Origin of the sequence: Marinococcus halotolerans DSM 16375 (assembly GCF_000420725.1) — a bacterium.
GTDB classification, from domain to species: Bacteria; Bacillota; Bacilli; order Bacillales; family Marinococcaceae; genus Marinococcus; species Marinococcus halotolerans.
Genome location: NZ_ATVM01000018.1, coordinates 23,905 through 47,003 on the forward strand (window position 1 = coordinate 23,905; position 23,099 = coordinate 47,003).

The following is a 23,099-nucleotide window of genomic DNA, read 5'->3' on the forward strand; positions in this document are numbered from 1 at the left end:
AAGATAATCAACATAAGTCAGGGAGAAGCAATCAGCATTCTCAAACTGGCTATTCGGTTTGTGAAACTTTTTAACGACGGCATGTGTGAGCGGGCTGTTCTCTGTGTTCTGATACGCAGGCGCTTTTAATCAGAACAGAAAGAGCCGTCCGTCTACATGACGACGCGTCTCTGCATTTATCACTATTTAGCTATATTACCGATAATTGCCTTGGAAAAACGCTTGTTTTTAAAACGGGCGGATATCATGCGAGATTTGAGGGGTGAATCTGTTGTCAAGTCAACTTATTCAATTTGGACGTCACCGCCAGCGGAGAAGCTATGCCCGAATCAATGAAGTGTTGGACCTTCCAAACCTCATTGAGATTCAGACGGCTTCTTATCAATGGTTTCTAGATGAAGGTATTCGCGAAATGTTTCAGGACATTTCGCCGATTGAAGATTTTACCGGAAACTTGGTGCTTGAATTCATCGATTATAATTTAGGAGAGCCTAAATATCCGATCGATGAATCAAAAGAACGCGATGCTACGTATTCTGCACCGCTCCGGGTCAAGGTTCGCCTGATGAACAAAGAGACCGGCGAAGTAAAAGAGCAGGAAGTATTTATGGGTGATTTCCCGCTTATGACCGACACAGGTACTTTTGTGATAAACGGGGCTGAGCGTGTTATCGTATCCCAGCTCGTACGTTCACCGAGTGTATATTTTAATAATAAAGTAGACAAGAACGGCAAGCGCGGCCATACCGCAACCGTTATTCCGAACCGTGGCGCGTGGCTCGAGCTTGAAACAGATGCAAAAGATGTCGTTCATGTTCGTATTGACCGCACCCGGAAAATTCCGGTTACCGTGCTCCTTCGTGCACTTGGGTTTGGATCTGATCAGGAGATTATCGATCTTCTGGGTGAAGACCAGTACCTGCGGAACACACTCGAAAAAGATAACACAGAAGGCAGCGAAAAAGCCCTTCTCGAAATTTATGAACGTCTCCGCCCTGGGGAGCCGCCAACAGTGGATAGCGCGAAGAGTTTATTAAACACGCGCTTTTTTGATCCGAAGCGGTACGATCTCGCAAATGTCGGGCGTTATAAAATGAATAAAAAACTTCACATCCAGAATCGTTTATTCAATCAGCGTTTAGCAGAAACGCTTGCTGATCCAGACACGGGAGAGGTCATTGCCGAATCGGGCACGATGCTCGACCGCCGGACATTGGACCGCCTGATGCCGTACCTGGAAAACAATCTTGGATTTAAACGGTACACCGTTTCCGGTGGAGTGGTGGAAGATGCAGATTTGGACGTACAGTCTATTAAGATTTATGCAGATGACGGTCAAGGCGAAGACCGTGAAATTAACGTAATCAGTAACGGAAATATTGATCATGATACGAAGAATATTACTCCGGAAGACATGATTGCTTCGGTTAACTATTTCTTCAATCTTCTTCACGGCGTCGGCCGTACAGATGATATTGACCACCTGGGCAACCGTCGTCTCCGTTCCGTCGGAGAGCTGCTTCAGAACCAATTCCGTATCGGGCTTTCCCGTATGGAGCGTGTTGTACGTGAGCGTATGTCCATTCAGGACCCAAGCTCCATCACACCGCAGGCGCTTATCAATATTCGCCCGGTAATTGCTTCTATTAAAGAGTTTTTCGGAAGCTCGCAGCTTTCCCAGTTTATGGACCAGACAAATCCTTTGGCTGAATTGACGCACAAACGCCGTCTGTCAGCGCTTGGACCGGGCGGTCTGACCCGTGAGCGTGCCGGCTTTGAAGTACGTGACGTTCACTATTCCCACTACGGTCGTATGTGTCCGATTGAAACGCCGGAAGGTCCGAACATCGGTTTGATTAACTCCTTATCGAGCTACGCCAAGGTAAATAAATTCGGCTTCATTGAAACAGCTTACCGCCGTGTAGATCCGGATACAGGAGTGGTCACCGAGCAGTGTGACTATCTTACTGCCGATGAAGAAGACAACTACGTAGTCGCTCAGGCGAACGCTTCACTTGCTGAAGACGGAACGTTTGCCGACGATGAAGTTATTGCCCGTTTCCGCGGGGACAACACGATCGTTCCAAAAGAAAAAATTGACTATATGGACGTATCGCCAAAGCAGGCAGTTTCTGCTGCGACAGCGTGTATTCCGTTCCTTGAAAACGATGACTCCAACCGGGCATTGATGGGAGCAAACATGCAGCGCCAGGCAGTGCCGCTTCTTGAGCCGGAAGCACCTCTTGTAGGTACCGGCATGGAATACGTTTCAGCGAAGGATTCAGGTGCTGCCATCATCGCACGTCACAAAGGCGTAGTTGAGCGGGCCTCCGCACGTGAAATCTGGATCCGCCGCATTGAAGATGTAGACGGAAAAGAAGTAGAAACAGATATCGACAAATATCGCATGATGAAATACGTTCGTTCCAACCAGGGCACAAGCTACAACCAGCGTCCAATCGTTAAAGACGGAGACCGCATTGAAAAAGGCGAAGTGCTTGCAGACGGTCCATCGATGGACAACGGGGAAATGGCATTGGGCCGTAACGTGTTAACCGCCTTTATGACCTGGGACGGCTATAACTATGAGGACGCCGTTATCCTGAGCGAACGGGTAGTAAAAGACGACGTTTACACTTCCATTCACGTCGATGAATACGAGTCAGAAGCCCGCGATACTAAGCTCGGACCGGAGGAAATCACCCGTGATATTCCAAACGTCGGCGAAGAAGCGCTGAAGGACCTGGATGACCGCGGTATTATCCGCGTCGGTGCGGAAGTGAAGGACGGCGACATTCTTGTTGGGAAAGTAACGCCGAAGGGCATGACAGAGCTTTCCGCAGAAGAACGTCTGCTTCACGCGATCTTCGGGGAAAAAGCTCGTGAAGTACGGGATACTTCGCTTCGTGTGCCTCACGGCGCAGACGGCATTGTACTCGACGTAAAAATCTTTAACCGTGAAGACGGAGATGAACTTCCGCCGGGAGTGAATCAGCTTGTCCGGGTTTACCTCGTGCAGAAGCGTAAGATTCACGAAGGGGATAAAATGGCCGGCCGTCACGGAAACAAAGGTGTTATTTCGCGTATTCTTCCAGAAGAAGATATGCCTTACCTGCCGGACGGAACACCGATTGATCTTATGCTGAACCCTCTCGGGGTGCCTTCGCGTATGAACATCGGACAGGTGCTTGAAATGCACCTGGGCATGGCTGCCCGTTCCCTGAACCTTCACATGGCAACGCCGGTATTTGACGGTGCCCGTGAAGAAGACGTTTGGGAAACCATTCAGGAAGCCGGCCTCGCCCGGGACGGAAAGACCGTATTGTATGACGGACGTACAGGGGAAACCTTTGACAACCGTATTTCAGTCGGGGTCATGTATATGATCAAGCTTGCCCACATGGTGGACGACAAGCTTCACGCCCGTTCAACCGGTCCTTACTCCCTCGTTACCCAGCAGCCGCTTGGTGGTAAAGCGCAATTCGGCGGCCAGCGTTTCGGGGAAATGGAAGTATGGGCACTTGAAGCGTACGGCGCAGCTTATACGCTGCAGGAAATTCTCACGGTGAAATCCGACGACGTTGTCGGCCGTGTGAAGACGTACGAAGCGATTGTTAAAGGGGAAAACGTGCCGGAGCCTGGCGTTCCCGAGTCGTTTAAAGTTCTGATTAAAGAGCTTCAAAGCCTTGGCATGGACGTAAAAATGCTTTCGAGCAATGAAGAGGAAATCGAAATGAAAGAGCTCGATGATGAAGATGAACAACCCGGAGATAACTTGAATCTTAGAATCGAGTCCACGGAAAACGCATAAGGTCTCATCGGTAAAACGGAGAACACGGGGTGTCTAATTAAAAGCTTTTCAGCTTTTTGTAGGCACCTCTTGTCCCTCTTTCAGCCATGCCACCTTTAAAGATTGAAAGGGAGGTCGACCTCTTGATAGACGTCAATAACTTTGAATATATGAAAATTGGACTTGCCTCTCCGGAAAAAATTCGTTCCTGGACCCACGGCGAAGTGAAAAAGCCAGAAACGATCAACTACCGGACGTTAAAACCGGAAAAAGACGGGCTGTTCTGCGAGCGTATTTTTGGTCCGACCAAGGACTGGGAATGCCACTGCGGTAAATACAAGCGTATTCGCTATAAAGGCGTAGTCTGTGACAGATGCGGAGTAGAAGTTACCCGTTCGAAGGTGCGCCGGGAACGCATGGGCCACATTGAACTTGCAGCTCCGGTATCTCACATTTGGTACTTTAAAGGTATTCCGAGCCGTATGGGACTTGTCCTTGATATGTCCCCGCGTTCACTCGAGGAAGTTATTTATTTTGCTTCCTATACAGTGACGGAGCCGGGAGAAACACCGCTTGAATACAAGCAGCTGCTTTCCGAAAGAGAGTACCGGGCGTATTACGATAAGTACGGCAAAACCTTCTCTGCTCAAATGGGTGCAGAAGCCATCCGTAAGCTTCTTCAGGATATTGATCTTGAAAAAGAAGTGCACGGCTTAAAAGGCGAACTCGAAACAGCGCAGGGACAGCGCCGTACTCGTGCAATCAAGCGCCTGGAAGTGCTTGAAGCGTTCCGTCACTCCGGCAACCATCCGGCATGGATGATTCTCGATGTGCTCCCGGTTGTTCCACCGGAAATTCGTCCGATGGTTCAGCTTGACGGCGGCCGGTTTGCCACATCTGATCTGAACGATCTGTACCGTCGCGTTATCAACCGGAACAATCGTTTGAAACGCCTTCTTGATCTGGGAGCACCGAGCATCATCGTACAAAACGAAAAACGGATGCTTCAGGAAGCCGTCGACGCCTTGATCGACAACGGGCGCCGCGGCCGTCCAGTTACTGGTCCCGGCAACCGTCCGCTAAAATCTCTTTCTCACATGCTGAAAGGGAAGCAGGGACGTTTCCGTCAGAACCTTCTCGGTAAACGTGTCGACTATTCCGGCCGTTCCGTTATCGTGGTCGGGCCGAGCCTGAAAATGTATCAGTGCGGACTGCCTAAAGAAATGGCGCTTGAGCTGTTCAAGCCGTTTGTAATGAAAGAGCTCGTGAACCGGAGCCTGGCACACAACATTAAGAGCGCTAAGCGGAAAGTGGAACGCGTGCATCCGGAAGTCTGGGACGTGCTTGAAGACGTTATCCGTGAACACCCGGTGCTTTTGAACCGTGCACCGACGCTTCACCGTCTTGGTATCCAGGCGTTCGAACCGACGCTGGTCGAAGGACGCGCCATCAAGCTTCACCCGCTCGTATGTACAGCGTATAACGCCGACTTTGACGGGGACCAGATGGCCGTACACGTACCGCTTTCAGCAGAAGCCCAGGCAGAGGCGCGCGTGCTCATGCTTGCGGCGCAGAACATCCTGAACCCTAAGGATGGTAAGCCGGTTGTTACACCGTCCCAGGACATGGTGCTTGGAAACTATTATCTGACCCTTGAGCGTGAAAACGCGATGGGTGAAGGCTCTATTTTCAATGATATAAAAGAAGTTCTCACTGCTTATCAAAACGGCTATGTGCATCTGCACACCCGTATTGCTCTGCCGGTGCGTGCGTTAAATAAAACGAACTTCAGTGAAGAAGAGATGAGTAAGCTCGTCTTAACGACACCAGGAAAGCTCATTTTCAATGAAATACTGCCGACGTCGTTCCCTTACGTGAACGAGCCGACAGCATTAAACCTTGAACAGGAGCTCCCGGAAAAGTATGTAGTGCCGAGCACGACAGATGTAAAAGAAGAATTTAAGAACCGCGAACTCATCCAGCCATTTAAAAAAGGCTTTTTGGGTGACATCATTGCAGCGGTGTTTAAAAACTTCCAGATCATTGAAACGTCGAAAATGCTTGACCGTATGAAGGATCTTGGCTTCCATTACTCCACAAAAGCAGGAATTACGGTTGGTATTTCCGATATTGTTGTGCTTCCGGACAAGCAGGACGTGCTTTCGGATTCCGAAGATCAGGTCTCGAAGGTAATGAAACAGTTCCGGCGCGGTTTAATTACCGAAGAAGAGCGCTATGATAAAATTATCAGCATCTGGGGCAGTGCCAAAGACATCATCCAGGATAAACTCATGGGTACGCTTGATATTCGCAACCCTATTTTCATGATGAGTGATTCCGGTGCCCGTGGTAACGCCTCGAACTTCACGCAGCTTGCAGGTATGCGCGGACTGATGGCCAATCCATCCGGACGAATCATCGAGCTTCCGATTAAATCGAGTTTCCGTGAAGGACTTACAGTGCTTGAGTACTTTATTTCCACGCACGGTGCACGTAAAGGTCTGGCTGACACAGCGCTTAAAACTGCCGACTCGGGTTATCTGACCCGCCGTCTTGTGGATGTGGCTCAGGACGTTATCATCCGTGAAGACGACTGCGGCACTGACCGCGGGCTTTCGGTAGCAACGCTCCGCGAAGGCAATGAAATTATTGAAAAACTTCAGGACCGCCTGATCGGCCGGGTAGCCTTTGAAACAGTGCGTCATCCTGAAACAAACGAAGTACTGGCTCAAAAAGGTGAGCTTCTAAATGAAGATTCGGCTCGTATTATCGAAGAAGCCGGCGTCGAAAAAGTTGTTATCCGCTCTGTCTTTACGTGCGATACGCATCACGGCGTCTGCAAAAAATGCTACGGCCGTAACCTTGCTACAGGAGCCGACGTTGAAGTGGGCGAAGCAGTAGGGATCATCGCTGCCCAGTCCATCGGTGAGCCGGGTACACAGCTTACCATGCGTACGTTCCACACAGGCGGCGTAGCCGGGGATGACATCACCCAGGGTCTTCCTCGTATTCAGGAGCTTGTTGAAGCCCGTAATCCGAAAGGTCAGGCTGTTATTTCTGAGCTCTCCGGCGAAATTGTCGATGTGAAAGATCTGACGGATAAAAAAGAAGTTACAGTACAGGGTGCGCTTGAAAGCCGCTCCTATACTACTCCGTACGGTGCACGCCTCCGTGTGGGAGTAGGAGACCAGGTGGAGGTCGGCCAGGCTCTTACTGAAGGCTCCATCGATCCGAAAGAGCTGTTGAAAGTTACCGGACTCGACCAGGTACAGCAGTATCTTCTGAAGGAAGTTCAGAAGGTATACAGCATGCAGGGCGTTGAAATTGGCGACAAGCACATTGAAGTGATGGTCCGTCAAATGTTCCGTAAAATCCGGATTACTGATTCCGGTAATACAGACGCTCTTCCTGGCAGTCTGGTGGAAGTGCATGCGTTTGAAAAAGCAAACCGTGAAGCACTGCAAAAACATCATCAGCCAGCCGTCGGTCAGCCGGTTATTCTTGGTATTACGAAAGCATCGCTTGAAACGGATTCCTTCCTTTCGGCCGCTTCGTTCCAGGAAACGACAAGAATTCTTACGGACGCAGCGATTCGCGGCAAGCGCGACGAGCTGTTAGGCCTGAAAGAGAACGTTATTATCGGGAAACTGGTTCCGGCCGGTACAGGCATGCAGCGTTACCGCAGCCTCGAACAGGTTCTCCCGGAAGAAGCCGTTCAGGAAATGCAGGAATCAGGCGAAGAAGTATATTCGTCGGAATGAAATAGTGTTGACATCGCAAAAACGCGGTGATATGCTATCTAAGGTGCGTTAAGCTCCTGTGCTTTGGAGGATGAATGATGTCTTATGAAAAAGTAACACAGGCTGACGAAGTTTTAATTGGAACTAAACAAACGCTTAAAGCGATTGAACATGGCACAGCTTCCGAAATCATTGTGGCAGAAGATGCCGCTGCAGAAATTCAGCAGCGTATTCTTAAAGCAGCAAATGAAAGCAGTGTTTCCATCCAGTTTGTCGATTCGATGAAAAAACTTGGAAAAGCTTGCGGAATTGATGTAGGAGCGGCTACGATCGCTTTAAAAAAGCAATAATAAGTTTTTGCTGGTGGGGTTTCGGATCTCATCGGCAAAAACTTTCATTTTGCTTATCAATGAACCACCTGGAACGGTGGTCTTGAAATAACTTAGTCGGAAAGGAGGAAAACAACTATGCCAACTATTAATCAGCTGGTTCGTAAAGGCCGTCAGATGAAGACTAAAAAGACTGATTCTCCGGCATTGAACCGAGGTTACAATAGCTTGCGTAAAGTCCCAACAGATCAAAATGCTCCGCAAAAACGTGGTGTATGTACTCGTGTAGGAACACTTACTCCGAAGAAACCAAACTCGGCTCTTCGTAAGTATGCACGTGTTCGCCTGACTAACCAAATCGAGGTTACAGCATACATTCCTGGTATTGGTCACAATCTCCAGGAGCACAGTGTAGTATTGATCCGTGGAGGCCGTGTTAAGGACCTTCCTGGTGTGCGTTATCACGTTGTTCGTGGCGCCCTTGATACTGCCGGTGTACAAAACCGCATGCAAAGCCGTTCCAAATACGGAACCAAACGCGGGAAGAAAAAGAAATAATAACAGCTAATTCATAATATAAAGAAAGGAGGAGGATTTATGTCTCGTAAAGGACCAGCACCACGCCGTGATGTTCTGCCTGATCCTATTTATAATTCCAAGCTTGTTACACGCATGATCAACCGTGTAATGAACGATGGTAAAAAAGGAAAAGCGCAAAATATCCTATACAGAGCATTTAACCTCGTGCAGGAGCGTTCCGGTCAGGAGCCGATGGAAGTTTTCGATCAGGCTATGAAAAACGTTATGCCTGTACTGGAAGTAAAAGCCCGCCGTGTAGGGGGAGCTAACTATCAAGTACCAATCGAAGTTAAACCAGATCGTCGTACGACCCTGGCGCTTCGTTGGATTGTAAGCTACGCCCGTCTTCGTGGAGAAAAAACCATGGAAGAGCGTCTTGCAAATGAAATTCTTGATGCTTCCAACAACACAGGATCTGCTGTTAAGCGTCGTGAAGATACTCATCGTATGGCTGAAGCAAACAAAGCGTTTGCTCACTACCGTTGGTAAGCACTACCGCGGAAAATACTACTTTGATGAATGGAAGGAGAAAGAAAGTCCATGGCACGTGAATTCTCCTTGGAAAAAACCCGTAATATCGGGATCATGGCTCACATTGATGCTGGGAAAACGACAGCAACAGAGCGTATCCTTTATTACACGGGTCGTATCCATAAAATTGGTGAAACCCATGAAGGTGCTTCTCAAATGGACTGGATGTCACAGGAACAAGAGCGTGGTATTACTATCACCTCTGCTGCGACAACAGCCCAGTGGAAAAACCACCGTATCAATATTATCGACACTCCAGGTCACGTAGACTTTACCGTAGAGGTAGAACGTTCCCTGCGTGTGCTTGACGGAGCTGTTGCTGTATTGGATGCACAGTCCGGCGTGGAGCCACAGACAGAAACTGTATGGCGCCAGGCGACTACCTACCATGTTCCGCGTATTGTTTTCGTTAACAAGATGGATAAGGTAGGAGCGGATTTTGTTTATTCCTTAAGCACACTGACAGATCGTCTCGGAGCGAATGCTCAGGCAATTCAGCTTCCGATTGGTGCTGAAGATGACTTTGAAGGAATTATCGACCTTATCGAAATGCAGGCTTACTACTACCTCGATGATCTCGGAACCCGTGCGGAAGCGCGTGAAATTCCGGAAGAATATCAGGCACAGGCGCAGGAATACCGCCAGAAGCTGGTAGAAGCTGTATCAGAGCTTGATGAAGATCTTATGATGAAATACCTTGAAGAGGAAGAAATCACAAATGAAGAACTCAAGCTGGCAATCCGTAAAGGAACGCTGAACGTTGAGTTTTATCCAGTACTCTGTGGTTCTGCCTTTAAAAACAAAGGTGTTCAGCTTATGATCGATGCTGTGCTCGACTATCTTCCATCTCCGTTGGATGTTCCTCCTATTAAAGGGAAATATCCGGATTCGGAAGAAGAGGAAGAGCGTCCGGCAGACGACGGCGGGAAGTTCTCTGCACTTGCCTTTAAAGTGGCTACAGACCCTTACGTTGGTAAACTTACTTTCTTCCGGGTGTATTCTGGTACACTTACTTCCGGGTCGTATGTCAAAAACTCCACAAAGGACAAGCGTGAGCGTGTGGGTCGTATTCTTCAAATGCACGCAAACTCCCGTGAAGAAATTTCAACGGTATACGCCGGTGATATTGCAGCGGGCGTCGGTTTGAAAGATACGAGCACCGGTGACACTCTTGTGGCAGAAAAAGACAACATCGTGCTTGAATCGATGGACTTCCCTGAACCGGTTATTTCCCTTTCTGTAGAGCCGAAATCGAAAGCGGACCATGACAAAATGAGTATCGCTCTCGGAAAGCTCGCAGAAGAGGATCCAACCTTCCAGACAGAAACAGACGAAGAAACCGGACAAACGATCATTAAAGGTATGGGTGAACTTCACCTTGATATCATCGTTGACCGTTTGAAACGGGAATTCAAAGTAGAAGCAACTGTAGGTGCCCCTCAGGTATCCTATCGTGAAACTATCCGCCAGGAAGCTAACTGCGAAGGTAAATTCGTACGTCAGTCCGGTGGACGCGGTCAGTACGGTCACGTTTGGGTTAAATTTGAGCCAAACGAAGAAGGCGCCGGCTTTGAATTTGTAAACAAAATCGTCGGCGGTGTGGTACCTCGTGAATATGTACCTTCCGTGCAATCCGGTATTGAAGAGTCCCTTCAAAGCGGTATGCTTGCCGGTTATCCGGTAATCGACGTAAAAGCTACTCTTTTTGACGGTTCCTATCACGATGTCGACTCTAACGAGATGGCATTTAAAGTGGCGGCTTCGATGGCTCTGCGTGAAGCAAAGCAAAAATGTAAGCCGGTACTGCTTGAACCTTTAATGAAAGTAGATATCGTGGTTCCAGAAGAATACATGGGCGACGTCATGGGTGATGTAACATCCCGCCGTGGCCGTGTAGACGGCATGGAAGCACGGGGCAACTCTCAGGTTATCCGGTCGTTTGTACCGCTTGCTGAGATGTTTGGCTACGCCACGACTCTTCGTTCGAACACGCAGGGCCGCGGAACGTATTCCATGTTCTTCGATCATTACGAAGAAGTGCCAAAAAGTGTTTCTGAAGATGTTATCAAGCAGGCTACAGGACAGTAAAAATCCAGCAGCTTGATGATTGTATGCATGAGCGATTTATTGTAAGCTAAGGAAGGGCGTTTACTGATAGCAGCGCCCGCCTGGCTGCTATACAACATTAATTACCTGAAATAAAGGGAGGACAATTATAATGGCAAAAGAAAAATTCGACCGTTCGAAAACGCATGCGAACATTGGTACTATCGGTCACGTTGACCATGGTAAAACAACTTTGACTGCTGCGATCACAACGGTACTTCATAAAAAATATTCCCGCGGAACGGCTATGGCCTATGACGCAATCGACGGTGCACCTGAAGAGCGTGAGCGTGGAATTACGATCTCTACTGCACACGTAGAGTACGAAACAGATTCCCGTCACTATGCACACGTTGACTGCCCAGGTCACGCTGACTATGTTAAAAACATGATCACTGGTGCAGCTCAAATGGACGGAGCGATTCTCGTTGTGTCTGCAGCTGACGGCCCAATGCCTCAGACTCGTGAGCACATCCTGCTTTCCCGTCAGGTTGGTGTACCATCCATCGTTGTTTTCTTGAACAAAGTTGATATGGTAGACGACGAAGAGCTTCTTGAACTCGTAGAAATGGAAGTTCGTGATCTCTTATCCGAGTACGACTTCCCTGGTGACGATGTACCAATCATCAGCGGTTCTGCTCTGAAAGCCCTTGAAGGCGACGAAGAGTATGAAAACAAAATTCTTGAACTGATGGAAGCTGTAGACAACTACATTCCAACTCCAGACCGTGACAAAGACAAGCCATTCATGATGCCTGTAGAGGACGTATTCTCTATCACAGGCCGTGGTACAGTTGCAACTGGCCGTGTTGAACGTGGCGTTCTTAACGTTGGGGATGAAATTGAAATCATCGGTATCGATGAAGACTCCCGCAAATCCACGGTTACTGGTGTGGAAATGTTCCGTAAGCTTCTTGACTATGCAGAAGCTGGCGACAACATTGGTGCGCTTCTCCGCGGTGTTTCCCGTGATGACATCAAACGTGGCCAAGTTCTTGCAAAGCCAGGTTCGATTACTCCACACACTAACTTCAAAGCAGAAGTTTATGTACTTTCCAAAGACGAAGGTGGACGTCATACTCCATTCTTCTCTAACTACCGCCCGCAGTTCTACTTCCGTACTACGGACGTAACTGGTATCATCCAACTGCCTGAAGGCGTTGAGATGGTAATGCCTGGCGATAACGTAGAAATGACAGTTGAGCTTATCAACCCAATCGCTATCGAAGAAGGAACTAAGTTCTCTATTCGTGAAGGTGGCCGTACAGTTGGCGCCGGCGTTGTTTCTACTATCCAAAAATAATCATCCGATTATTCTCCTCTAATGCTGAAAAGCATTAGAGGTTTTTTTATTTCTTCCATATTAATAAAGGCTCTTAAAGTTAAATGAGAAAAAGGGGGAGGCATATCGAGATTTTTTTGAAAAAACCCTTGCGTAAAAGGCGAACGATCACTATAATAGATGAAGTGTGACCATGGGAGACATAGAAATACTTCTATATCCACCCACGGTCAGGCGATGATGCGGAAGGTTGCTGACACACCCGGGTCCATTGCCATGATCAGGTGTGAGGAAATTTTCGCGGAGTATGTCTGTAAAATCGGACGAGAAGGAGGGCTTTTAATGGCAGCTAATGAAAAAATTCGTATTCGTTTAAAAGCGTATGATCACAGAGTATTGGATCAATCCGCTGAAAAGATTGTAGACACGGCAAAACGTTCTGGTGCAGGTGTTTCTGGGCCGATTCCATTGCCAACAGAGAAATCTGTTTATACAATTCTTCGTGCTACGCACAAATTTAAAGATGCTCGTGAGCAGTTTGAAATGCGTACACATAAACGTTTAATCGACATTTTAACGCCAACGCCGCAAACGGTAGATTCGCTTATGCGTTTAGATTTACCGTCGGGTGTAGACATCGAAATCAAATTATAATAACAAATATATGAAAAACAAAATTTATTAGGAGGTGTGACTCATGGCCAAAGGAATCTTGGGTAAAAAACTCGGCATGACGCAACTGTTTAAAGAAAACGGCGAACTGCTTCCAGTTACGGTCATTGAAGCAGAACCAAACGTTGTGCTTCAAAAGAAAACTACTGAGTCCGATGGATACGAAGCTATTCAGCTAGGTTTCCACGACAAAAAAGAAGCACGCGTAATCAAACCGGAAAAAGGACATGCTGAGAAAGCAAACACGACCCCCAAGCGCTTCGTTAGAGAAATCCGCGGGACAAACCCAGAGGATTACGAGGTTGGTCAAGAGGTCAGTGTAGCAACATTTGCAGAAGGAGATATCGTAGACGTCACCGGAAAATCCAAAGGGAAAGGCTTCCAGGGTGCTATCAAGCGCCATAACCAATCCCGCGGACCAATGACGCACGGCTCCCGTTTCCACCGTGCCCCTGGTGCGATGGGTGTTATCGACCCTAACCACGTATTGAAAGGCAAAAAGCTCCCAGGACGTATGGGTAACAACACGGTTACAGTACAGAATCTGGAGATTGTTAAAGTAGATACTGAGCGTAACGTGCTTTTAGTTAAAGGCAACGTTCCTGGTGCGAAACGCAGCTATGTAACAGTACAGAACGCTGTGAAAGCAAACACTGAAAAAGCATAATAGAAAGGAGGGCGCAAGATGCCAACAGTAGATTTACTAAACCAAACCGGTTCCCGCGTAGGAGATATCGAATTAGCAGACACTGTTTTCGGTATTGAACCAAACGAGCACGTTTTGTATGACGCAGTAATTATGCAGCAAGCATCGTTACGACAAGGAACGCACAAAGTAAAAAACCGTTCCGAACGCCGCGGCGGTGGACGCAAGCCATGGCGCCAAAAAGGCACAGGCCGTGCCCGTCAAGGTTCCATCCGTTCCCCGCAATGGGTGAAAGGTGGTATCGTGTTCGGTCCGACGCCAAGATCTTACGGCTACAAACTTCCGAAAAAAGTTCGCCGTCTGGCGATCAAATCAGCACTTGCAAGCAAAGCACAGGAAAATGACCTTGTCGTGCTTGATGAGCTGAAGTTTGATGCTCCAAAAACGAAAGAGATGGTTAAAGTACTTTCTTCTCTTTCCATTGATACGAAGGTACTGATTGTTACTGGCAACGACGACGAAACCGTCGGTCTGTCTGCACGCAATCTTCCTAACGTAACATTCCTCACGGCAAGCAGTGTAAACGTCCTGGACGTTGTTAAACATGACAAATTGGTTATGACACAGGACGCCGTGAAGAAAGTAGAGGAGGTGTTCGCATAATGGAAGCACGTGACTTGATTAAAAAACCCGTTATTACAGAACGCTCCGCTGACTTGATGGATGAAAAGAAATACACGTTTGAAGTAGACGTGAAAGCTAATAAATTCCAAATCAAAAACGCGGTTGAAGAAATCTTTGATGTTCAGGTAGAAAAGGTAAATACAATGAACAAAAAGGGTAAATTCCGTCGTTTTGGCCGTCATGAAGGGTACAAACCCAACCGTAAAAAAGCGATCGTGACGCTTACAGCAGACAGCGAAGATATTGAATTCTTCGAAGGTGCTTAATTAACAAATAGATACGAAGGAGGGTAATGAGCATGGCTATCCAAAAGTATAAACCGACCACAAACGGCCGCCGTCACATGTCGGTAAACAAGCACAGCGAAGTCACTTCAGAAACACCAGAACGTTCGCTGCTTGAACCGCTTCACAAAAAAGGCGGTCGTAATAACCAGGGTCGTATGACCAGCCGTCACCAGGGCGGCGGGCATAAACGTCAATACCGTGTTATTGACTTCAAACGTAATAAAAACGACGTACCAGGTAAAGTTGCTGAGATCGAGTATGACCCAAACCGTTCAGCAAATATCGCGCTTATCAACTATGTTGATGGCGAAAAACGGTACATCCTTGCTCCAAAAGGGTTGAAAATTGGCCAGGAAATCATGGCTGGTTCGAGTGCAGATATCAAACTTGGTAACGCATTGGACCTTCGTGACATTCCAGTGGGTACTGTTATTCATAACATTGAATTGAAGCCGGGCCGCGGCGGACAGCTCGTTCGTTCTGCTGGCGCAGAAGCCCAGGTTCTCGGTAAAGAAGGCAAGTACGTACTCGTGCGTCTTCGTTCCGGCGAAACCCGCCTGATCCTTGCTTCCTGCCGTGCAACTGTCGGCCAGGTTGGAAACGTAGAGCATGAACTGGTGAACATCGGTAAAGCCGGACGTTCCCGTTGGTTAAACAAACGTCCACACGTTCGTGGTTCCGCAATGAACCCTAGCGATCACCCACACGGTGGTGGTGAAGGCCGTGCGCCAATCGGACGCGTTGCACCTGTATCCCCTTGGGGTCAGCCTGCAGTTGGCTATAAAACAAGAAAACGTAATAAAGATTCCAATAAATATATCGTACGGGGCCGTCGCCGTAAGAAAAAATAATAAAAAGATGAAGCTGCGGTTCTTCGGAATCGCAGGTTAATCGCGAAAGGAGGTTCTCTCATGGGTCGTAGTTTAAAAAAAGGACCTTTCGTCGACTTGCACTTGATGAATAAAATCGAGAGACTAAACGATTCGAACAATAAAGAAGTTATTCGTACCTGGTCACGCCGTTCCACAGTATTCCCGGAATTTGTCGGCCACACAATTGCAGTGTACGACGGACGCAAGCACGTACCTGTTTATGTATCTGAAGACATGGTAGGCCATAAGCTTGGTGAATTCGCGCCAACGAGAACGTTTAAAGGCCACAAAAATGACGATAGAAAAACGAAAAGATAAGACCTGAGGGGAGGTAAAGAAACATGGAAGCAAAAGCAGTAGCAAAGCAGATCCGTATCGCCCCCCGCAAGGCTCGTCTTGTGATAGACCTAGTTCGGGGAAGATCCGTCGGAGAAGCTATTGCCATCCTTAAGAACACGCCAAAATCGGCGTCTCCGATTGTTGAGAAAGTTATTAACTCTGCTATCGCCAACGCAGAGCACAACTATGAGATGGAACCAGAAAATCTTTACATCAGCCAAGCATTCGTAGACGAGGGAGTAACACTCAAACGTTTCCGTCCACGTGCAATGGGGCGCGCAAGCCGCATTAACAAACGTACGAGTCACATTACTGTAATCGTCGAAGAAAAAAAGGAGGGATAACGCGTGGGACAAAAAGTTAATCCTATCGGACTTCGTGTTGGAGTCATCCGTGATTGGGAATCGAAATGGTATTCGGAAAAAGAATACGCGAATTTGCTTCATGAAGACTACAGAGTGCGCCGTCACATCGAAACGAAGCTCGTTGACGCTTCTATTTCTACCGTGGAAATCGAACGTGCGGCAAACCGTGTGAATATTACGATCCATACTGCGAAGCCAGGAATGGTTATCGGCCGCGGTGGTTCCGAAGTAGAAGCACTTCGTAAAGAATTGAATAACCTGACTAACAAGCGAGTACACATTAATATCGCAGAAATAAAGCAGGCAGATATGGATGCCCGTCTCGTAGCGGCAAACATTGCCCGTCAGCTTGAAAACCGTATTTCTTTCCGCCGTGCAATGAAACAGTCTATTCAGCGTACGATGCGCGCAGGAGCAAAAGGGATCCGGACAGAAGTGAACGGACGCCTGGGGGGCGCAGACATCGCCCGCTCTGAAAGATACAGTGAAGGAACAGTACCTCTCCATACGTTGCGTGCAGATATTGATTACGGCACTGCAGAAGCAGATACAACGTACGGTAAACTGGGTGTAAAAATCTGGATTTATCGCGGGGAAGTCCTTCCAACGAAAGGAACGAACAAAGAGGAAGGAGGCAAATAATATGTTATTGCCAAAACGCGTAAAGTATCGTCGCGAACACCGTGGCAAAATGAGAGGCCGTGCAAAAGGCGGCAAAGAAATCACTTTTGGCGAGTACGGGCTGCAGGCAGTAGAAGCTTCCTGGATCACGAACCGTCAGATCGAATCAGCACGTATCGCTATGACTCGTTATATGAAACGTGGCGGTAAAGTCTGGATCAAAATCTTCCCGGACAAGCCATATACAGCGAAGCCCCTCGAAGTCCGCATGGGTTCCGGTAAAGGTTCTCCTGAAGGCTGGGTAGCAGTTGTGAAACCAGGAAAAATCATGTTTGAAATTGCCGGGGTTAACGAAGAAATTGCCCGTGAGGCGTTGAGACTTGCAGCTCACAAGTTACCGATTAAAACGAAATTTGTGAAACGCGAAGAAGTGGGTGGTGAGGCAAATGAGAGCTAATGAATTGAGAGATCTAACCACAGCTGAAATCGAAGATCAAACAAAAAGCCTGAAAGAAGAACTTTTTAACCTTCGTTTTCAATTAGCGACCGGTCAGTTGGAAAATCCCGCCCGCATCCGTACTGTAAGAAAAGATATTGCACGTGCCAAAACCGTGTTGCGTGAACGTGAACTCGGGATGAACAAAGGCTAAAAGGAAAAGGAGGTTAAACCAATATGGCTGAAGAACGTAACAACCGTAAGGTTTATAGCGGCCGCGTGACATCCGACAAAATGGATAAAACGATTGCCGTTGTTGTTGAAACGTATAAAAAAGACCCGTTGTACGGCAAACGTGTCAGAGACTCCAAAAAGTTTAAAGCTCACGATGAAGAAAATGTTGCAAAAGTTGGCGACATCGTCCAGATCATGGAAACCCGCCCGCTGTCGAAAGACAAGCGTTTTCGTCTCGTGAAAGTAATAGAAGAATCAGTTATTCTTTAAATCGTTTTTAAAGAAAGGAGGTACCGTGACCTATGATCCAACAAGAATCACGCTTAAGAGTAGCGGATAACTCTGGTGCCCGCGAAGTACAGTGTATAAAAGTTTTAGGCGGTTCCGGCCGTAAAACTGCTAATATCGGTGATATGATTACATGCACTGTCAAACAAGCAACACCAGGGGGCGTTGTCAAAAAAGGCGAGATTGTTCAGGCAGTTATTGTACGTTCCCGCAGCGGCGTCCGCCGTCCAGACGGTTCTTACATTCGCTTTGACGAAAACGCAGCTGTAATCGTACGTACGGACAAAGGACCACGTGGAACACGTATCTTTGGCCCAGTAGCAAGAGAGCTTCGTGATGAGCAGTATATGAAAATTATCTCCCTTGCACCGGAAGTTCTGTAATACAAATATCATGCGAAGTCATGATGTCCCGTTAAGGAGGTGCGAAAATGGCCCAAAATAAGCTTCATGTTAAACAGGGTGAAAAAGTAAAAGTAATCAGCGGCAAGGATAAAGGCAAAGAAGGCGTTATCCTTAAAGCAATGCCTGCAGAGGAACGTATAATCGTCGAAGGTGTTAACATCGTGAAAAAGCATGCGAAGCCTTCCCAGGAAAACCCACAAGGCGGTATCTTAAATCAAGAAGCTGCCATTCACGTATCAAACGTTATGCCGCTTGATCCGAAATCCGGCGAACCGACCCGTGTTGGTCACAAGGTGGAGAACGGCAAAAAAGTACGTGTCGCCAAAAAATCAGGTGAAGCCCTGAACTAAGTAAGACAAAGGACGAGAGGAGGTCACACGAATGAACGCTTTAAAAGAAAAGTATCAAACATCAATCGTACCGAGTCTGCACGAGAAATTCGACTACTCTTCCGTAATGGGAGTACCGAAGGTTGATAAAATTGTTATTAACATGGGTGTCGGGGAAGCAGTACAAAACCCTCGCTCATTGGATAAAGCAGTAGAAGAGCTGGAGGCAATCAGTGGGCAGAAGCCTTTGATTACAAAAGCAAAACGTTCTATTGCAGGATTTAAACTTCGTGAAGGTATGCCAATCGGTGCAAAGGTAACTTTGCGCGGAGCACGTATGTATGACTTCCTGGAGAAATTAATCCACGTCACGCTTCCACGTGTCCGTGACTTCCGCGGGGTGTCGAATAAAGCATTTGACGGCCGTGGCAACTACACACTCGGTGTGCGTGAACAATTGATCTTCCCGGAAATTTCCTACGATCAGGTAGAAAAAGTTCGCGGAATGGACATTGTTATCGTTACTACTGCTTCTACTGACGAAGAATCTTACGAACTGCTCGATCAAATGGGCATGCCGTTTCAAAAATAAATTATTCACGTAAACGCCGGCAGGCGCCGGCGCACGACCCCGTAACTGGGAGGGAGGTATTCAAATGGTCATGACAGATCCGATTGCTGATATGCTTACTCGTATCCGCAACGCAAACATGGTGAACCACGAGAAAGTAGAATTTCCTGCATCGAACCTGAAAAAAGAAATCGCTGAAATCCTCAAGCTGGAAGGTTTCATCCGCGATGTTGAATATGTTGATGATAAAAAACAGGGAATGATTCGCTTATTCTTGAAAGCAGGTACGGAAAACAAAAAAGTTATTTCCGGTATCAAAAGAATCAGTAAACCAGGTCTCCGTGTTTATGCAGGATCCAACGAGGTTCCTAAAGTGCTGGGCGGACTTGGTATCGCAGTAATTTCTACATCCAAAGGTGTTATGTCTGATAAAGAAGCAAGAAAACAAAACGTTGGCGGCGAAGTACTCGCATACGTTTGGTAATAAAATCGTTATAAAGAACGGAGGTGTGCAATATGTCTCGTATTGGCCTGAAACCAATCGAAATTCCAGAAGGCGTCACAATCGCTAAAGACGGAAATACAGTTACAGTTAAAGGACCAAAAGGTGAATTGAGCCGTGAACTTCACCCGGCTATTACTGTGAATATTGGAGAGTCGGAAGTGACTTTTGAACGCCCTTCTGACAATAAAACGTACCGCTCGCTTCATGGTACGACCCGAAGCCTTGTAAACAACATGGTAGAAGGCGTAACAAAAGGGTACGAAAAGAACCTCGAGCTCGTCGGCGTAGGTTATCGTGCGCAGAAGACTGGTGAGAAGTTAGTGTTAAACGTTGGTTACTCCCACCCGGTAGAATTCGTTTCCGAGGAAGGAATCGACATTGAAGTACCTTCTAACACGAAAGTGACAGTCCGCGGTATTGATAAAGAACGCGTTGGTGCAGTAGCTTCCAACATTCGCTCTGTACGTCTTCCTGAACCTTACAAAGGCAAAGGAATCCGCTACGAAGGTGAAGAAGTTCGCCGCAAAGAAGGTAAAACGGGTAAATAATCGATTAATTAACATCGCAACAAGCACGAAAGGAGGAACTGTACGATGGCTCAAGCAACAAGCTATGAAAAACGCAAGAAACGCCATATGAGTATCCGCCGTAAAATCAGCGGCACACCAGAACGTCCTCGTCTGAACGTTTTCCGTTCTGCAAAGCATATCTATGCGCAGCTGATTGACGACGAAGCAGGAGTAACTCTGGCAGCAGCATCGACAATGGAAAAGGATTCCGGAATCGAAAACGGCGGCAATAAAGAGGCAGCCCGTAAAATCGGGGAAACTCTCGCCAAGCGTGCTACAGAAAAAGGCTATGACACAGTCGTTTTTGACCGGGGTGGATTTGTTTATCACGGCCGTGTTCAAGAACTCGCTGAAGCAGCCCGCGAGAACGGACTAAAATTCTAAAAAGCAAGGGAGGGACAAGAATGCAAAGTATTGATCCGAATAAACTGGAACTTGAAGAACGTGTTGTAACCATCAACCGTGTCGCAAAAGTTGTGAAAGGTGGACGTAACTTCCGCTTTGCAGCACTCGTAGTAGTTGGAGACCGTAACGGCCACGTCGGCTTTGGCCAGGGAAAAGCTATTGAAGTACCAGAAGCAATCCGTAAAGCGGTAGAAAACGCTAAAAAGGACCTTGTACAGATTCCGATCGTAGGAACAACTATTCCACACGAAATCACTGGTCACTTTGGCGCAGGCAACGTTCTATTGAAGCCTGCATCTGAAGGTACTGGAGTAATCGCTGGAGGACCGGTACGTGCCATCTTAGAGCTTGGCGGCGTACAGGACATTCTGTCGAAATCTCTTGGTTCCAACAATCCTATTAACATGGTTCGCGCTACTATCAACGGATTAACTTCTTTGAAAACAGCTGAAGAAGTAGCTAAATTGCGTGGTAAGAGCGTCGAAGAATTGTTAGGATAAGGGGGGAAAGCAAATGGCCAAACAATTGGAAATCACCCTTACCCGCAGCATGATCGGGCGCCCGGAAGAACAACGTGTTACAGTCCGTACACTTGGTTTGCATAAAATCAACCGTACGGTAGTAAAAGAAGACAATCCTGCAATCCGCGGTATGGTGAACAAAGTAGCTCACCTGCTGACGGTAAAAGAACTGAACTAATAAATCTCATTCCTAAATGACAGGGAGGTGGCAACATGAAACTCCACGAACTTCAGCCTGCAAAAGGCAAAAACAAACAGCGTAACCGTGTAGGCCGCGGGCCAGCTTCTGGCAACGGCAAAACTTCCGGCCGCGGACAAAAAGGGCAGAACGCCCGTTCCGGCGGTGGTGTACGTCCAGGTTTTGAAGGTGGGCAGAACCCTATCTTCAAGCGTTTGCCAAAACGCGGCTTTACGAATATTAATCGTAAAGAATACGCTATTGTTAATGTGGAAACGCTCAACAGCTTCGACAATGGTACAACAGTAACTCCAGAAGCGTTGCTTGAAAAAGGCGTAATCAGCAAGTACAAAGATGGCGTGAAAATTTTAGGCAACGGCAAGTTGGAGAAAGAGCTTCAAGTGCACGCGAACAAGTTCTCTGCTTCAGCAGTGCAAGCAATTGAGGCAGCAGGCGGAAAAACCGAGGTGGTCTAATGTTCCGCACGATTATCAACATGTTTCGTGTGAGTGACATTCGAAACAAGGTGTTGTTCACCTTAGTCATGTTGATTATATTTCGGATCGGAAGTTTTATTCCGGTGCCTGGAACAAACCGCCAGGTGCTAAATTTCTCTGATGAAGCAAGTGCATTTGGCTTTTTGAACACGTTTGGAGGCGGGGCGCTGTCGCAGTATTCCATATTTGCGATGGGCGTCATGCCATACATTACCGCTTCAATTGTGGTACAATTGCTTCGTATGGATGTTGTGCCTAAATTTTCGGAATGGGCAAAGCAGGGGGAAGCAGGAAGACGGAAGCTGAATCAGTTCACCCGTTATTTCACTGTTGTTCTTGCATTTGTTCAGGGACTTGGAATGTCTGTTGGGTTTAACAACTATTTTCCAGGGCTTATTCCGGACCCAAATGCTGCAAAATATATATTTATTGCGTTGATAATGACAGCCGGCACGGCTTTTTTAATGTGGCTTGGTGAGCAAATCACTGCAAAAGGTGTGGGGAACGGTATCTCTATCCTGATCTTTGCCGGTATTGCGGCGGGTATTCCTAATGGAATCAACCAAATTTATGCGACGCAGATCCAGGATGCTGGCGGAGAGTTATATATAGGCATTATCACTATAGCGCTTCTGGCAGTAGCAGTTCTTGCTATTATTGTAGGCGTCATTTTTGTACAGCAGGCGCTGCGCAAAATTCCTATTCAATACGCAAAACGAACTGTGGGACGGAGCCCGGTTGGCGGCCAGTCGACACACCTTCCTTTAAAAGTAAACGCTGCAGGGGTTATCCCGGTAATTTTTGCTTTGGCGTTATTTATTTTTCCGCCAACAGCAGCGAGCTTTATTGGGGAAGAGAATGCGATTGCCAACTGGATTGTAAATAACTTTGATTATACGCAGCCTATAGGAATGGTCGTATATGCAGCTTTAATCATTGCGTTTACGTACTTTTATGCCTTTGTTCAGGTGAATCCCGAACAAATGACGGAGAACCTGAAAAAGCAGGGTGGCTATATTCCCGGCATACGCCCAGGGTTTGCTACTGAAAAGTACATCCGGCGGACGCTCTACAGGCTTACATTCGTCGGAGCCCTGTTTTTAACCGTGGTTGCCATCATTCCAGTCTTTTTCATCACACAGATGGGTCTCCCACAGTCGATTCAAATTGGCGGTACAGGCCTTCTAATCGTTGTAGGGGTTGCTTTGGAAACGATGAAGCAAGTAGAAAGCCAGTTAGTTAAACGGAACTATCGCGGTTTCATTAAATAGAATTGGCCTCGAAGACGAAGCTCGCCTATGCCGCTTCCCTTCGGGTAA

28 protein-coding genes are annotated in these 23,099 nt (G+C 47.4%); all 28 read left to right on the top strand.

The genetic code is table 11. The annotated features are described in order from the left end of the window. Positions 1-271 precede the first annotated feature (271 nt). The 28 genes from rpoB to secY all read left to right on the top strand — a co-directional run bounded on the left by rpoB (position 272) and on the right by secY (position 23,051). Positions 272-3,811: a DNA-directed RNA polymerase subunit beta gene (gene rpoB, locus G548_RS0112335; protein ID WP_022794460.1), complete on the top strand. Its 3,540-nt coding sequence runs from the start codon at positions 272-274 to the stop codon at positions 3,809-3,811. Positions 3,812-3,933: 122 nt separating this feature from the next. Beyond that, complete coding sequence (gene rpoC, locus G548_RS0112340; protein ID WP_022794461.1) at positions 3,934-7,551, top strand: DNA-directed RNA polymerase subunit beta'; 3,618 nt, start codon at positions 3,934-3,936, stop codon at positions 7,549-7,551. A 77-nt stretch (positions 7,552-7,628) separates the two neighbouring features. After that, on the top strand, positions 7,629-7,880 hold the full coding sequence (locus G548_RS0112345) for a 50S ribosomal protein L7ae-like protein (RefSeq protein ID WP_022794462.1): 252 nt from the start codon (positions 7,629-7,631) through the stop codon (positions 7,878-7,880). A gap of 117 nt (positions 7,881-7,997) precedes the next feature. After that, positions 7,998-8,417: a 30S ribosomal protein S12 gene (gene rpsL / locus G548_RS0112350; protein ID WP_022794463.1), complete on the top strand. Its 420-nt coding sequence runs from the start codon at positions 7,998-8,000 to the stop codon at positions 8,415-8,417. A 39-nt stretch (positions 8,418-8,456) separates the two neighbouring features. Beyond that, complete coding sequence (gene rpsG / locus G548_RS0112355; protein ID WP_022794464.1) at positions 8,457-8,927, top strand: 30S ribosomal protein S7; 471 nt, start codon at positions 8,457-8,459, stop codon at positions 8,925-8,927. Between the two features lie 51 nt (positions 8,928-8,978). Continuing rightward, positions 8,979-11,057: an elongation factor G gene (gene fusA, locus G548_RS0112360; protein ID WP_022794465.1), complete on the top strand. Its 2,079-nt coding sequence runs from the start codon at positions 8,979-8,981 to the stop codon at positions 11,055-11,057. A 130-nt stretch (positions 11,058-11,187) separates the two neighbouring features. Continuing rightward, positions 11,188-12,378, top strand: coding sequence for an elongation factor Tu (gene tuf / locus G548_RS0112365; protein WP_022794466.1), 1,191 nt, complete (start codon positions 11,188-11,190; stop codon positions 12,376-12,378). A 321-nt stretch (positions 12,379-12,699) separates the two neighbouring features. Then, positions 12,700-13,011, top strand: coding sequence for a 30S ribosomal protein S10 (gene rpsJ, locus G548_RS0112370; protein ID WP_027847395.1), 312 nt, complete (start codon positions 12,700-12,702; stop codon positions 13,009-13,011). Positions 13,012-13,054: 43 nt separating this feature from the next. Further along, entirely contained in the window at positions 13,055-13,696 is a 642-nt protein-coding gene (gene rplC, locus G548_RS0112375; RefSeq protein WP_022794468.1) for a 50S ribosomal protein L3, read from the top strand. An 18-nt stretch (positions 13,697-13,714) separates the two neighbouring features. Next, complete coding sequence (gene rplD / locus G548_RS0112380; protein ID WP_022794469.1) at positions 13,715-14,338, top strand: 50S ribosomal protein L4; 624 nt, start codon at positions 13,715-13,717, stop codon at positions 14,336-14,338. Next, the gene (gene rplW, locus G548_RS0112385; RefSeq protein WP_022794470.1) at positions 14,338-14,625 is read left to right on the top strand and encodes a 50S ribosomal protein L23; all 288 of its coding nucleotides are present in this window, start codon (positions 14,338-14,340) and stop codon (positions 14,623-14,625) included. Before rplD ends, rplW begins: the two co-directional genes overlap by 1 nt. Positions 14,626-14,657: 32 nt before the next feature. After that, on the top strand, positions 14,658-15,497 hold the full coding sequence (rplB, locus tag G548_RS0112390) for a 50S ribosomal protein L2 (protein WP_022794471.1): 840 nt from the start codon (positions 14,658-14,660) through the stop codon (positions 15,495-15,497). 60 nt (positions 15,498-15,557) lie between these two features. Beyond that, positions 15,558-15,836 carry a 30S ribosomal protein S19 gene (gene rpsS, locus G548_RS0112395; protein WP_022794472.1) on the top strand — a complete coding sequence of 93 codons (279 nt, stop codon included), beginning with the start codon at positions 15,558-15,560 and terminating at the stop codon, positions 15,834-15,836. A 23-nt stretch (positions 15,837-15,859) separates the two neighbouring features. Beyond that, on the top strand, positions 15,860-16,201 hold the full coding sequence (rplV, locus tag G548_RS0112400; protein ID WP_022794473.1) for a 50S ribosomal protein L22: 342 nt from the start codon (positions 15,860-15,862) through the stop codon (positions 16,199-16,201). Positions 16,202-16,204: 3 nt separating this feature from the next. Next, positions 16,205-16,864 (top strand): 30S ribosomal protein S3, encoded by a 660-nt coding sequence (gene rpsC, locus G548_RS0112405; protein ID WP_022794474.1) that lies wholly within the window; start codon positions 16,205-16,207, stop codon positions 16,862-16,864. A gap of 1 nt (position 16,865) precedes the next feature. Beyond that, complete coding sequence (gene rplP / locus G548_RS0112410; protein ID WP_022794475.1) at positions 16,866-17,300, top strand: 50S ribosomal protein L16; 435 nt, start codon at positions 16,866-16,868, stop codon at positions 17,298-17,300. Beyond that, the gene (rpmC, locus tag G548_RS0112415) at positions 17,290-17,493 is read left to right on the top strand and encodes a 50S ribosomal protein L29 (protein ID WP_022794476.1); all 204 of its coding nucleotides are present in this window, start codon (positions 17,290-17,292) and stop codon (positions 17,491-17,493) included. Before rplP ends, rpmC begins: the two co-directional genes overlap by 11 nt. Positions 17,494-17,516: 23 nt before the next feature. Further along, on the top strand, positions 17,517-17,783 hold the full coding sequence (gene rpsQ, locus G548_RS0112420; RefSeq protein ID WP_022794477.1) for a 30S ribosomal protein S17: 267 nt from the start codon (positions 17,517-17,519) through the stop codon (positions 17,781-17,783). Between the two features lie 32 nt (positions 17,784-17,815). Further along, positions 17,816-18,184 carry a 50S ribosomal protein L14 gene (rplN, locus tag G548_RS0112425; RefSeq protein ID WP_022794478.1) on the top strand — a complete coding sequence of 123 codons (369 nt, stop codon included), beginning with the start codon at positions 17,816-17,818 and terminating at the stop codon, positions 18,182-18,184. A 47-nt stretch (positions 18,185-18,231) separates the two neighbouring features. Further along, positions 18,232-18,555 carry a 50S ribosomal protein L24 gene (rplX, locus tag G548_RS0112430; protein WP_022794479.1) on the top strand — a complete coding sequence of 108 codons (324 nt, stop codon included), beginning with the start codon at positions 18,232-18,234 and terminating at the stop codon, positions 18,553-18,555. Positions 18,556-18,586: 31 nt separating this feature from the next. Then, positions 18,587-19,126: a 50S ribosomal protein L5 gene (gene rplE / locus G548_RS0112435; RefSeq protein ID WP_022794480.1), complete on the top strand. Its 540-nt coding sequence runs from the start codon at positions 18,587-18,589 to the stop codon at positions 19,124-19,126. A 64-nt stretch (positions 19,127-19,190) separates the two neighbouring features. Next, positions 19,191-19,589: a 30S ribosomal protein S8 gene (gene rpsH, locus G548_RS0112440; RefSeq protein WP_022794481.1), complete on the top strand. Its 399-nt coding sequence runs from the start codon at positions 19,191-19,193 to the stop codon at positions 19,587-19,589. Between the two features lie 32 nt (positions 19,590-19,621). Continuing rightward, on the top strand, positions 19,622-20,158 hold the full coding sequence (gene rplF, locus G548_RS0112445; RefSeq protein ID WP_022794482.1) for a 50S ribosomal protein L6: 537 nt from the start codon (positions 19,622-19,624) through the stop codon (positions 20,156-20,158). Between the two features lie 45 nt (positions 20,159-20,203). After that, positions 20,204-20,563: a 50S ribosomal protein L18 gene (rplR, locus tag G548_RS0112450; RefSeq protein WP_022794483.1), complete on the top strand. Its 360-nt coding sequence runs from the start codon at positions 20,204-20,206 to the stop codon at positions 20,561-20,563. Positions 20,564-20,583: 20 nt separating this feature from the next. Further along, entirely contained in the window at positions 20,584-21,084 is a 501-nt protein-coding gene (gene rpsE / locus G548_RS0112455) for a 30S ribosomal protein S5 (RefSeq protein ID WP_022794484.1), read from the top strand. 13 nt (positions 21,085-21,097) lie between these two features. Then, positions 21,098-21,283 (top strand): 50S ribosomal protein L30, encoded by a 186-nt coding sequence (gene rpmD, locus G548_RS0112460; protein ID WP_022794485.1) that lies wholly within the window; start codon positions 21,098-21,100, stop codon positions 21,281-21,283. A 35-nt stretch (positions 21,284-21,318) separates the two neighbouring features. Then, complete coding sequence (gene rplO / locus G548_RS0112465) at positions 21,319-21,759, top strand: 50S ribosomal protein L15 (RefSeq protein WP_022794486.1); 441 nt, start codon at positions 21,319-21,321, stop codon at positions 21,757-21,759. Beyond that, entirely contained in the window at positions 21,759-23,051 is a 1,293-nt protein-coding gene (gene secY, locus G548_RS0112470) for a preprotein translocase subunit SecY (RefSeq protein WP_022794487.1), read from the top strand. Before rplO ends, secY begins: the two co-directional genes overlap by 1 nt. Positions 23,052-23,099 lie beyond the last annotated feature (48 nt).